The organism is Pseudarthrobacter cellobiosi, assembly GCF_023913755.1.
Lineage (GTDB): Bacteria > Actinomycetota > Actinomycetes > Actinomycetales > Micrococcaceae > Arthrobacter > Arthrobacter cellobiosi.
This window is the reverse complement of the sequence record NZ_JAMXBJ010000047.1, coordinates 227,205-239,431: the sequence shown is the minus strand read 5'-3', so window position 1 is coordinate 239,431 and position 12,227 is coordinate 227,205. Positions and strand designations below refer to the sequence as shown.

Here is a 12,227-nt window from a genome sequence, read left to right as displayed (position 1 = left end):
CCTGGAACGGCGGTCAGCGGCTGGTGTAGCCGCCGTCGATCGGGAGGGAAGCGCCGGTGATCATGGCGGCGGCGTCACTGAGCAGGAAGACGATGGGGCCGGCCACGTCGTCGACGGTGGCCCATCGTCCGAGTGGCATTTGCTCAAGGAAGGGGCCGCCGACGTCGGGTCGCCCCCAGTAGAAGTTGGACATGTCGGTCATGACCACTGTCGGGTTGACGCTGTTGACGCGGATGTTGTGCTTGCCAAGTTCCAGGGCCGATACCCGGGTGATGTTGTCCAGGGCGGCTTTGGAGGAGCCGTAGGAGATGTGGCCATGAAGTGCGACCATGCTGGCCTGGCTGGAGACGTTGACGATTGCACCGCCATTGCCCTGGCGGATCATGGAGGGCACCGCATGTTTGATGACCAGTAGGGCCCCGCGGGCGTTGATGCTGATGACCTTGTCGAAGACGTCGATGTCGGTGTCCTGCGGTGTGGCGATTTCGCCGCCGAAGCCGCCGCAGTTCACGACGCCCCACAGGTCCAGGCCCTCGAGGGCGTCTCTGATGCTTTCCTCGGAGGTCAGGTCGAATGCCAAGGGCTGGGCGCCAGTTTCATCGCAGAGCGGCGCCAAGGACTCGAGCGTGCGGGCGCTGGCGGTGACCTTCGCCCCCGCGGCGGTGAGTTGCCGGACGGTGGCGGCCCCGATGCCGCCGCTGGCTCCGGTGACCAGGATGGAGCGGCCGTTGAAGTCGGTTGTTGCAGATCGGGCTTCGACTGCCGTGCTGGCTGTGGGTGAGTCGGTCATGAAGTACTCCTTGTAGGCATCAAGAGTTCGGTCAGGTCCTGAACGGCGGTTCGCGCCCCGGAGCGTTCCAGGGCTTTGCGGGCCTGCCGGTACGCGGCGGCGAAGCGGGCGTTCCGGCCCAGGTCGCCAAATATTTCGGTCAGGTTGAGGAAGGCACCCGGCTCTATCTGGTCCGCACGGGCAGCCGCGCGGAGTTCGTCCAGGCGCCGGTCGGTGATGGCTACCGGTTCGCCATCTTCGTCCGTGCTTTCCAGGAACCGCGCCCAGGCGGCGATCACGAGTACAGACCGGTCTATTGGGCCTCCGAGTTCAAGCTGTTCACGCACCACCGGAAGCACGAATTTGGGGATCCGTTCGGATGCGTCGACCATTTGGCGGGCGAGGGTGTCACGAATGGCGGGGTTGGCGAAGCGGTGGATGAGTTCGTTCCGGTACGCTTGCAGATCGATTCCGGGCACGGGTCGCAGGGTGGGTGTCGCCTCGCGTTCCATAAATCCGCTGATGAACTCGGCGAACAGCGGATCGGCGCAGACCTCATGGACGAACCGATATCCGGCGAGGTAGCCGAGATAGCTCATGACCTGGTGGCTCGCGTTGAGCAGCCGAAGTTTCATGAGTTCATAGGGCTCGACGTCGTCCACGATCTGCACACCGACGTCTTCCAAAGGCGGACGCCCGGCGGTGAACTTGTCTTCGAGAACCCATTGTTCAAATGGCTCGGCAACGACCGGCCATGCGTCTGAGAATCCGTATGCTTCGGTCACCGCAGCCCGGTCATGGTCGGTGGTGACGGGTGTGATGCGATCGACCATGGAGTTGGGAAAGGCTACGGTGTCGGTGATCCAGCCGGCCAGTTCGGGATCCTTGAGTCGGGCGAAGGACACGAGCGCTTTGCCGGCGACGTTGCCATTCCCCTGAATGTTGTCGCACGACATGACGGTGAACGGGGCCGTGCCCTGGTCACGGCGGTGCGCCAAGGCTGAGGTGATCAGACCAAACACGGAGCGTGGAACGGCGTTCTGCGTCAGGTCGTGGAGAACGTCCGGCGTACGGGGATCGAATTCACCCGTGCCGTCGCTGATGCTGTAGCCGCCCTCGGTAATGGACAGGGAGACTATGCGGGTAGCAGGATCTGAGAGTTTACGGATGACCGCTGCCGGGTCGTCGGGGGCATACAGGTACTCGGTGATGGAACCGATGATTCTGGCGTTTTCGGTGCCATCCGCTCCCTTCAACACCAGCGTGTACAGGCCGTCCTGGTCTTCGAGGACATCGCGCATGCGGGCATCCGAGGCGAGCACTCCGACGCCGCAGATTCCCCAGTCCTGGGAGCCGCCCAGGTTCAGGAGGCGGTCGATGAACATGGCCTGGTGCGATCGGTGGAATCCGCCGACGCCGAAGTGAACAATCCCGGTCCGCACCGCGCGGCGCTGATACGAGGGGATGGGTAGCAGGCCTGCCGTTTCTGGAAGGGCCGCTTCATTCAGGGACGTCATGTCGTTCTTCTCTTTGGTCGGGAGAGGTGGGATGGTGCCGTTGCCAGCTTGCGAGTGGGCGGACAACGGCACCGGAACGCTCGCTGTTAGCAGGAGGACTTGTAGACATACTTCGCGCCGTCACCGCTGATGTTGTCCGCGGTGATCTGCTTGAACCCGGTCTGGATCTCCTTCTCTGTGGGCTCGCCCTTGATGGCCTTGAGGGCCTGCTCCACACCCTGGGTGCCGATTGATGCCGGTTCCTGTGCGATCAGGGCCTGGACGATGCCCTCCTTGAGCTGCTTGACCTGTGCCGGCCCGGCATCGAAGCCGACGATCTTCACCTGATTCTGTTTGCCGGCCTGGCGGATGCCTGTGGCTGTTCCCTCTGCCGCGAAGGTGTTGGCCGCGAAGACTCCGACAATGTCCGGGTCCTTGGCCAACGCAGCGGAAACGAGTCTGGCGGCTTCAGCCGGATCGTTGTGGCTGTACTGCACGCCCAGGTACTGGAAGGTTGAGTCGGCTTTGGCGCCCTCTTCGAAGCCCGCAACACGGGCATCGGCTGTTGAGACTCCGGGGTCGGTGGAAATTACGAGGACTTTGCCCCCGTTGGGGCTAAGGTTTTTGATTGCCTTGAAGGCCTCAAGGCCACCGCCCTTGTTGTCCGAGGCGATCGCAGACGCGGCGAATGAGGGGTCCTGCACCGTGGTGTCAACCAGGATGACCTTGATGCCCGCGGCCGCAGCAGCCTTCAAGGGTGCCTGCATTGCGGCCACGTCCGTTGGCGCGATCAGGATGGCATCCGGCTGGGATGCCACAACAGAATCGACAATGGGCTTTTGAAGGGTCGGGTCGAACTTGGCCGGCCCCTGCGTGTTGATCGTTGCGCCGGCTGCCTTGGCAGCGGCGTCGATGCCGCATTGCATGCTGACGTAGAACTCGTCACCGGCCACACCTTGGATGAAGGTGAGCTTGGGCTGGTCTCCGGCTGAGCTCCCGGCCGAGGCGCTTCCGCCGGCACAGGCCGTGAGGGACGTTGCGGCGAGGAGAGCAGCCGCGAGCAGGGTGGCTTTAGGGGTCAACTTCATTGTGTAGCTCCTAGTTTGCTTGGATAGGTTGATGCGGGGGGAAAATCAGTTGGAGCGTCGGCCGTACAGCTTCTTTTTGCCGTCAGGCTTGGCGGACTGCCCTCGGGCTGCCGCCGCCCGGCGGCGCTGATCGACATAGACGGCGAGGACGAGAACGGCGCCGACTGCCACCTGCTGCCAGAACGGCTGAATGCCGACGATGACGAAGCCGTTTTGGAGTACCGCGGGGATGAAGAGGCCAATGACGGTTCCGAAGATGGTGCCGACACCGCCGAAGAGTGACGTTCCACCGATCACGACGGCGGCGATTACGTTAAGGTTTGTCGCTGACTGACCGGCGATAGCGGTCGTGCCGTACTGGGACAGCGACAGGATGCCTGCCACGCCGGCGAGGCCACCGGAGAGTGCGTAAATGGAAATCAGTTGGCGATCCACTTTCACGCCAACCCGGCGGGCGGATTCCTCATTGGAGCCAACGGCGAAGGTGTAGAGGCCGAATCTGGTCCGGTGGAGTACGGTCCCGAAGATCAGGATCAGGACCATCGCGATCAGGGAAATTGTCGGCCAGGTGGTTCCCGGAACGTTGCCGTATCCGATGGTGTCCTGGAGAACCGCAGGGACTTCGCGGATGTCCACGCCGCCTGTGATGACCTGCGCCAGCCCCAAGGCGCCGCCAAGTGTTCCCAGGGTGACAATCAGCGGCGGCACCTTGGCTTTCGCGATGAGAACACCGTTGAGAAGACCCCAACCGAGCCCGCATCCGACGGCGACGAAGATACCGACAATGGCAGTTCCCCATCCAGAATCGCCCATGGCCTGCATCACTTTTGCCGCCACGACTCCGGAGAAGACAAGGTTGGATCCAACGGACAGGTCGATGCCCGAGGTGACAATGACGAACGTCATGCCGATACCCAGGACACCCAGGATGGAGACATTCTGGATGATCTGGCGGACGTTGCCCCAAGTCGGAAACACGTCCGGTGCCAGCGCTGTGAATGCCAGGAAGATGACTATCAGAACAAGCAGGATCTGGAACGATTGAACGTGGAGAACGTGTCGGAGGGTGTGTGCGCGTGAAATCTCGGGTGCCGTCCCGGCTGTCCGGGGTACGGCCTTGGTTGTGGTCATGAGTGTGCTCCATCAAGTGCGCCGGTCATTGCTCCGACTAGTTCTTCCACAGTCGTTTTCTTCGCCTCGTAGGTAGCCACCCGGCGTCCGAGCCGGAGCACCTGGACCCGGTCGGCTACATCGATGACGTGCGGCATCGAGTGGCTGATGAACACGACGCCCACACCTTTGTCACGGACCCGCCGGATCGTCTCGAGTACGTTTTTTGTCTGCACGACTCCCAGCGCGGCTGTCGGTTCGTCCAGGAAGACGACACCCTTGGCCCAGGCAACAGCCCGTGCAATGGCGATTGCCTGCTTCTGGCCTCCCGACATGCTGCCGACTGGGTCGGACAGGCTTCGAACCGTAGCTCCAAGTTCGTCGAAAGCTTCCCGTGATTTGGCACGCATCGTCCTGTTGTCCATGAACCCGAGCCGCCCTTGAAAGCCGGGCTTGGGGATTTCGCGGCCAAGGAACATGTTTTGGGCTGCGTTCAGGTGTGGTGCCAGGGCAAGGTCCTGATAGACGGTTTCGATGCCCAGGCTGCTGGCATGGCTCGGGGAAGTTAGTTCAACCTCGCCGCCGGCAAACAGGATCTTGCCGGAGTCCAAAGCAAGGTTTCCCGACAGTGCCTTTACGAGGGTCGATTTTCCGGCGCCGTTGTCACCTATGAGGGCAACCACTTCGCCTGCGTTGACATCGAAGTCGACGCAGTCGAGGGCGCGTACATTGCCAAAGCTGCGGGTGAGGCCGCGGGCTTCCAAAACGGGGATTGTTGTCATGGTGTAACACCTGTCAGCTGGTACGGGACGAATGCGGCGGCCCCGGCCCTGCAGCCGGCGACACTTCGTTGTGCTGTCACTTCTGTCTTCCTCTTCATTCAGGCCTTCGTGAAGGTCTCACGGCTGTGGGAATAGCTCAGGTCGATGATCAAATCGGCGCGTTCCCGGGTAGCAGCAACGACCGCGGCATTCCTTTGGTCGCTGCCAAGTACCCACGCTTCTGCTTCCGCGGGTGGCTTTCCGAAGGCTTCGTGGCGCCGGAGCAGCCGCAGCTGCCGCTCGTCGTCGCTTAGGTCCAGGAACCAGACCTCGTCGATCTGCGCCCGGCTCTCCCGCCAGCCTTCGGCGTCCAGGAGAAGATAATTCCCTTCGGTAATGACCAGGGGAACCTCGCGGGCCACCGGGATCGCGCAGCCGATCGATTCCTCCAGGCTGCGATCGAACATCGGGGCATAAACAACCGGCTCGCCGTTCGCCTTGAGCCGGCGCAGCAGGTTGGCATATCCCCAAGGGTCAAACGTGTCCGGAGCGCCCTTGCGGTCCGTCGAGCCACGCGCAGCAAGAACTCCGTTAGCCAGGTGGAAAGCATCCATTCCGACCCGGGCAGCCTGGCCATCCAAGGCATCGGCGATAGCCTGCGCCACAGTGGACTTTCCTGCACCCGGCGCTCCCGCAATGCCCAGGATGCGCCGGCTTCCGCAGACAGCGAGGGTACGGGCCCGCTCTACCAGCTCATCCAAGGTGCACGTCAGATGCTCGGCTTCCTGCTGGGAAACCTGGGGTCGAACTTCAGCAGTGTTCATCACTGTCTCCTCCGTTGGTCATGCCACGGTGAAGAAGCTCTGCTGCTACACCCTTGAAGCGCTGCCTTGAATCAAGCTCGCAGGTCTGGATCGAGTGGCTCTAACCTTCGGCTTCGAGGAACTCGCTGTGACCTGCCTTACAGAAACTTAGATGCCCCATGTCATCGATGTCAAGGAAAACCGAAAAACTCATGTCATCGATGACATGAGTTGCTTGAAGTTACTGCGGACATCGGGCAGGATGGGGTGGGCGGCGGATTGTCACCGATGACATCTTTAGCAGTGGAGATGTTCCCGCTTTCGAACAGCCCAGCCTGTAGGGTGTGCCCAGCGAACAATGAAGGAGCCGAACCGTGACTACGATGCAGGATGTGGCCACACGCGCCGGGGTGAGTGCCAAGACGGTTTCCCGGGTTTTTAACGACGACCCGCACGTCACGGAAGACACGCGGCAGCGCGTTCAGTCGGCAATGCGCGAACTCAAGTACGTGCCGAACATGCTCGCGCGCACCTTCCGCGAGGGCAAATCCGCCGTCATTGGCATCGCTGTGCCTGACGTCGCCGATCCTTTCTTCGCTGCCGTCACGAAGGGGATTGAGCTGGCGGCACGCGAACACGACATGGCCATCGTCGTGACCAGCCTCGGGGATAACCCGTCCCTGGAGCAAAGCATCATTGAAGCGACGGTCCGCCGCCAGATCGACGGCCTCATTATCGCCCCGATCGCAGCCGATCAGTCCTACCTCGCACGGTGGCAGGACAGCTTCCCCATCGTCTTCATTGACCGCGTACCCACCAAGCTCAACGCCGACTACTTCGTCGAAGACGATTTCGGCGGCGCCTTCGAAGCGACGCAGCACCTCATTTCCCACGGCCACCGCCGCATCGCCATCGTCGGAGACTCACCGGACGTCCCCACCACGAGGCTGCGCCTGGAAGGCTATCGTGCCGCCCTTGACGATGCCGGTTTGGAGATCGACGAGGATCTGATTGTGCTTGGGTCGCGCGACGCGGACGCTGCCGCCCAGGTCTGCAAGACCCTGCTGGCACTGAGCGATGCGCCTACGGCTATCTTCTCCTCCAACGCGCGGTTCTCAACGGGCGTTTTCCCGGCCCTTCAGGCTTTGAAAAGAAGCGACATTGCGCTCATCAGTTTTGGCGACTTTCCCATGGCGGATGTCCTCCAACCCTCGGTGTCAGTCATCGACCAGAACCCTCGTCAGGTCGGACGGATTGCTGCCGAGCGCATCCTCGCCCGAATCGCGACGCCCGACAAGAGGTTCCGGCGCAAAAACGTCATTCCCGTCAGGCTGATCGAACGCCAGTCGTGCCAGCCAGCAAGCGCGGTGCTGGCATCCTCAGTCGCAGTGTGACGCCTCGAGGTTCCACTCCCCCACCGAATCTTTCCCGCACCGGAAATCAGCAGCCAATGGACGCACAAGCACCTTTGAGTGGGCCTGCGACCGGAGCACCTCACGGTCTCGGCCGACGTCGGCGGCCGAGGTCTGGCCGGTACCGTCCGGCGCATCGAATACCTCGGCGCGGACACCCTGATCGGAGTCCAGCCGGACCCTGCCCTCGGCCTGAAAATGTGGGAACTCAACCAGGACGACCTCATCTGGATCCGCCAGACGGGACAAGCACGCCTGATAGCCGGAGATCCCTGCACCATAGCCCTCGAGGCCAGAATGGCCAGCTACTTCGACAGCGAGACCGGCGCGAACCTGGCATCATCCGACCAGGTCTCAGCCGCTGGGTTGCTGCCAGTGCGTGGCTGACGCCGCACTGCTCGACGCCCACGGCGACGGGGATCCCGTCAAGCGGCTCAACGCTTCGCTCGAGGGACTCCTGGCGGAACCCGTGGAGGTCGTCCGCCTGGTGCCGATCCCCGCGGAAATTCCCAACAGGGCGCACTCTAGGCAGTACCCGCTACCGGCAAGAAGCGGACGACGGCGGGACTTCCCGCCGTCGTCCGCTTGCGTTGGTGCCGTTGACCTGCAGAGCCGGCCGGCCGCCTACTTGTCGACCAGCGTGATGTCGAATGAGTACAGGTCCGGACGGTAGGAATGGCGGCCGATGTCGACAGCCTTCCCGAGGCTGTCATAGACCCGGCGGTTGACGGTAAGGACGGGAGCTCCGGGAGGCATATCAAGGAGCCGCTCCTCGTCTGGCTCGGCTGTACGGGCGCCGATGTTCTGCTTGGCCACCCGCATGGTTGCGCCGCGGGCTCGCATCATCCGGTAGAGGCTGCCTTGCTCCAGCTGCCCGGGGGACAAGGCTGCGAACCTTTCCGGCAGATAGTTCTCGAGTATGGCAAACGGAACTCCGCCGGCGAGCCGAACCCTGCGAAGGTGGAAGACCTTGGCGCCGGTTTCCGTGTCGAGGGCTGCGGCAACGTGCGGAGGCGCTGTTACGAGCTCGTGCGTCAGAACGCTTGAACTCGGGCGCTTGCCAATCCTGGACAGGTCTTCAAAGAGGCTGGACAGTGCCACATCCCGGGTGAGCTGGCCGTGGACAACCTGGGTGCCGATTCCCCGGCTTTTCACCAGGAGACCTTTATCGACGAGTTCCTGGATCGCGTGGCGGATGGTTGGCCGTGAGAGGCCCAGCCGTCGCCCCAGAACCATCTCGTTCTCCAGGCGTGCACCGGCGGGCAAATGGCCGGTGAGAATTGCTTGCTCAATGCAGGACGAGACCTGGAAGTAGAGGGGAACGGGACCTCCGCGGTCGACATCCACGAAAAGGTCCTCGGGCAAGACGATGTGATCCTGCAGCATTGTGGTCCTCCGGAATGACGTTGCGAACGGGTAGGGGCAGGAAGCCGGCGGACGTCCGTTGACGGGGAGAAACCGTGACGTCTGCTCGACTCGACGGCCCTGCCGCCCCATGGGCAGGGCCGTCGCCGAGGAACCTCTTCCGAGGCGGGTGCCGGGTCCCGTGATCACCGGATTGTCGGGTCAGGCCGCGGTGGCGTTCTCACGGTATCGGCGGATGCCAAGTTCACCTTCGACGACGGCGGCAGTCAGTTCTTCGACGCTCGTGTCTTCGCGGCGAACGTCGAGGATCTTGCGCCCGTGGTTCATGACGATGTGCCGATCGCAGACTTCGAAGGCGTGGTGGAGGTTGTGGGTGACCAGCACGGAGCTGATTCCGTCGGCCTTCAGTGCCCGCAGGTAGTCCAGCAATGCTTCGGTGGCGCGCACCGCGAGCGCGGACGTAGGCTCGTCAAGGATCAGGAGGCTGCGCTTGAAGTGGACGGCCCGGGCAATGGCCACCGCTTGCGCCTGACCTCCGGACAGCGACGAGACAAGCTGCTTGGAGCTCTTGATGCCCTCAATGGTCACCACGGAGTCCAGGATTTCGGAGGTAATGGCGTCCATCTCCTTGATCTTCATTAAACCAAGGCGGTTCGTGATCTCACGGCCCATGAAGATGTTGCGGCTAATCGACATCTGCGGGACCAGTGCCGAGTCCTGGAAGATCGTTTCGATGCCCAGGCTCTCGGTCAGGGCCCTGTTCACGTGCGGGTGCTTGGTGCCGTCCCAGGAGAAGTCGCCTGCGGTGGCTGGGACCACGCCTGACATGATCTTGACCAGGGTCGACTTGCCGGCACCGTTGTCGCCAAGGAGGCCCACAACCTCGCCTTTTCCGATGTCGAAAGACACGTCGTCCAGGACGGTGTTGACGCCGTACTTCTTGGTGATGCCCTCAATCCGGAGCAGGTAGTCCTCGTTGATGGTCATGATGCTTTGCCTTCCATGAGCTTGTTGAAGATAGCGGCGACCACGATGATCAGGCCGACGAAGAGCTGGATGTAGAAGCCGGGCGCCTTGCCCAGGATCAGGCCGTTTTCGATGATGCGGATCAGCGCTGCGCCGACAATCATGCCGATGATGGTTCCCCGTCCTCCGAGAAGAGAGGTTCCGCCCACCACGGCAGCGGCAATCGCCATCAGGGTGTAATCCTCAGTGGACCCGGGCTGCATGGAGGAGGTCCGGACCGAGATCAGGACGCTCGCCAGGCCCACCATCGCTCCGAAAAGGGCGTAGGAGAGAAGCTTGACCTTGAGCGGGTTGATGGAGATCGCCCTGGCGGCCGATGCGTTGCCGCCGACGGCGAAGATGTGGTTGCCGAGCTTGTGGCGGTGCAGGAAGAACCACGCCACTACTCCCACCACGATCATCCAGACCAGCTGCGAGCGGAAGAAGCCGAAATCGCCGGCGAAGAGTGTGACGAGTGCTTCGTCTTTGCCCTTGCGCAGCAGTGCCGGCGCGGTGCCGTTGATGAAGATGCTGGCGCCGGTCCAGAAGAACGCCATGCCCAGAGTGGCGATGAAGGACGGGATGCCGGTGATGACCACGATCAGTCCGTTGATCAGGGCAATACCGGTGGCCGCAGCGATTGCGGCCAGGACCCCCCAGCCCCAGCCGAACGAGTTGGAGACGTGAATGAACGTGATGGAAGAGAACCCGATGCTCGCGCCCAGGGAGAGGTCGAATTCGCCGGCGATCATCAGGATCCCGACTCCGATGGCCAGGATGGCCAATACCGGAATGCTCTGGGAAATGACGCCCGAGAGGTTGTTGGACGACAGGAACGGGAAGGCGGGGCTGGCGATGCTGGCGATGACGAAGCCGATGATGACGACCGCCAGGATCGCGCCGATTTCGAGGGCTCCGCGGCCACGTGTGTAGCGGATGTAGTCCTTGAATTTCTCGGCTGTTGTGACTGGTTGGTTATCGGCAAGACGGCGTATTTTGGTGATGGCCCCTGTTTCCAACGGCGCCGTGAGGACGTGTTGGTCGGTGCCTGTGTCTTGTGGTGACATGACCTGAGCTTTCGATGACAGCGGCGTCGATGCCGCGGAATGGAAGAGGTGGGCACTGAGTCCCGGACGGGGGAGGGGACGGGGGCGTTGCCGCCGCCCCGTCCCCCTTATGACGCAGTTACCAGCGGACGCCCTGGAGGTCCGGTGCTTCGAGGTTTTGCACGTTTGTCTTGTCGATGAGGGAGACGCCGCCGGAGTTGATGTTCGCCGGTGCCAGGCCGAAGTCGATGGCAAGGGCGCTCTGCATCAGCGACTGGAATCCCTGGACGAAGCCCTGCTGGTCAGCCGTGGCGATGATGTCCCCGGCCTTGATGCCGTCGATAACCTGGGGGGAGGTGTCAAAGCCGACGATAGGAACCTTCACGCCGGCTGCCTCCATGGCAGCCAGGATGTTGCGGTGCGGGGTGCCTCCCAGAGGCGCCACCGCCTTGACGTCCTTGTTGGCGATGAGCCATGAGGTAAGGGAGTTCAGAGCTTCCTCATCGGACGCGGAGGTCCGGAGGTACTCGCCCTTCGCACCCACCTTGTCGAGCGCTTTCTGCACGCCGCCGCCCCGCTGGATGGCGTAGTTCTGCTCGGGCTCTTCCGCCGGGAAGAGGACCTTGTCGCCGGCGCCCAGCTTGGCCTCCGCAGCGAGACGCTCGCCAACGAGCGTGCCCACCTCGAAGAAGTCCTGGCCCACGAAACCGCTGACGCAGTCGGCGGCACTCTCGGGTGCCGGCACGTTGTAGGCGACCACCTTGATGCCTGCCTTCGAGGCGTCACACGCCACCTTGACCCACTTCTCGCCTTCGTTGAACGGCATCACGATGACGGCGGGCTTGGACGCGGTGGCTGTTGCCACGAGGTCCACCATTTTGTCCGGATCGGCATCGGCGGTCTGGTGCGTCAACTGCAGGCCACCGAGAGTGGAGGCGTCTTCCGCGCCCTTGAGGATCTGGGCCCAGAATGCGTCGCCGGCAGGGTTGTAGTACGTCAGGAAGTACACACTGCGGTTTTCGGCGCGGCTGCCGAACTTGTCGGCCAGGCCGGTGGTTGATGATGCATTGGACGTTGCGGTGCAGCCTGCCAGTGCCAGCGTTGCCACGCCCGCCATGGCAATTACGCCGAGTCCTCGCTTGAATGTAGAAATAGGTTTCACTTCGTCGTGTCCTTCTCATAGGTGCCGAAGCCTGCCTCCATCCAGAACTGATGCTCTTTGGGAGTGCCGATCTTCGACTTATTGTCAGGACATTCTTACGCCCAATTACTGGCACGTGCAAGACCTTTTCAATAAAAACTGTCTCGTGCCAGTTTTGTGACGCAGGGCACACGGTGTGGATTTCGGATGCGGGCATACCCCTCCCGCGTG

General features: G+C 62.4%; 12 protein-coding genes. 2 read left to right on the top strand and 10 right to left on the bottom strand.

From position 1 onward, the window contains the following. Nucleotides 1-13 precede the first annotated feature (13 nt). From NG696_RS14410 to NG696_RS14385, 6 genes are all read right to left on the bottom strand, one after another. Nucleotides 14-790, bottom strand: coding sequence for an SDR family oxidoreductase (locus NG696_RS14410; RefSeq protein ID WP_252575942.1), 777 nt, complete (start codon nucleotides 788-790; stop codon nucleotides 14-16). Then, nucleotides 787-2,286 (bottom strand): mannitol dehydrogenase family protein, encoded by a 1,500-nt coding sequence (locus NG696_RS14405; RefSeq protein WP_252575941.1) that lies wholly within the window; start codon nucleotides 2,284-2,286, stop codon nucleotides 787-789. Before NG696_RS14405 ends, NG696_RS14410 begins: the two co-directional genes overlap by 4 nt. Nucleotides 2,287-2,372: 86 nt before the next feature. After that, nucleotides 2,373-3,353, bottom strand: coding sequence for an ABC transporter substrate-binding protein (locus NG696_RS14400; protein ID WP_252575940.1), 981 nt, complete (start codon nucleotides 3,351-3,353; stop codon nucleotides 2,373-2,375). Between the two features lie 45 nt (nucleotides 3,354-3,398). After that, entirely contained in the window at nucleotides 3,399-4,484 is a 1,086-nt protein-coding gene (locus tag NG696_RS14395) for an ABC transporter permease (RefSeq protein WP_252575939.1), read from the bottom strand. Next, nucleotides 4,481-5,245, bottom strand: coding sequence for an ATP-binding cassette domain-containing protein (locus NG696_RS14390; protein ID WP_252575938.1), 765 nt, complete (start codon nucleotides 5,243-5,245; stop codon nucleotides 4,481-4,483). The genes NG696_RS14395 and NG696_RS14390 overlap by 4 nt, the downstream gene beginning before the upstream one ends. A 98-nt stretch (nucleotides 5,246-5,343) precedes the next feature. After that, nucleotides 5,344-6,048, bottom strand: a complete 705-nt coding sequence (locus NG696_RS14385) for a nucleoside/nucleotide kinase family protein (protein ID WP_252575936.1) — start codon at nucleotides 6,046-6,048, stop codon at nucleotides 5,344-5,346. Nucleotides 6,049-6,410: 362 nt separating this feature from the next. Here NG696_RS14385 and NG696_RS14380 point away from each other — a divergent pair, with 362 nt between their 5' ends. Beyond that, a complete protein-coding gene (locus NG696_RS14380) occupies nucleotides 6,411-7,421 on the top strand; it encodes a LacI family DNA-binding transcriptional regulator (RefSeq protein WP_252575968.1) in 1,011 nt (336 codons plus the stop codon). A 78-nt stretch (nucleotides 7,422-7,499) separates the two neighbouring features. Continuing rightward, nucleotides 7,500-7,826, top strand: a complete 327-nt coding sequence (locus NG696_RS14375) for a TOBE domain-containing protein (RefSeq protein ID WP_252575934.1) — start codon at nucleotides 7,500-7,502, stop codon at nucleotides 7,824-7,826. Between the two features lie 237 nt (nucleotides 7,827-8,063). Here NG696_RS14375 and NG696_RS14370 read toward each other — a convergent pair whose 3' ends face one another. The 4 genes from NG696_RS14370 to NG696_RS14355 form a co-directional block, all read right to left on the bottom strand. After that, the gene (locus NG696_RS14370) at nucleotides 8,064-8,825 is read right to left on the bottom strand and encodes a GntR family transcriptional regulator (RefSeq protein ID WP_252575932.1); all 762 of its coding nucleotides are present in this window, start codon (nucleotides 8,823-8,825) and stop codon (nucleotides 8,064-8,066) included. A 180-nt stretch (nucleotides 8,826-9,005) separates the two neighbouring features. Continuing rightward, nucleotides 9,006-9,791 (bottom strand): ATP-binding cassette domain-containing protein, encoded by a 786-nt coding sequence (locus NG696_RS14365; RefSeq protein WP_252568446.1) that lies wholly within the window; start codon nucleotides 9,789-9,791, stop codon nucleotides 9,006-9,008. Further along, nucleotides 9,788-10,876 carry an ABC transporter permease gene (locus tag NG696_RS14360; protein ID WP_252575930.1) on the bottom strand — a complete coding sequence of 363 codons (1,089 nt, stop codon included), beginning with the start codon at nucleotides 10,874-10,876 and terminating at the stop codon, nucleotides 9,788-9,790. Before NG696_RS14360 ends, NG696_RS14365 begins: the two co-directional genes overlap by 4 nt. Before the next feature lie 118 nt (nucleotides 10,877-10,994). Further along, nucleotides 10,995-12,017 (bottom strand): substrate-binding domain-containing protein, encoded by a 1,023-nt coding sequence (locus NG696_RS14355; protein ID WP_252568448.1) that lies wholly within the window; start codon nucleotides 12,015-12,017, stop codon nucleotides 10,995-10,997. Nucleotides 12,018-12,227 lie beyond the last annotated feature (210 nt).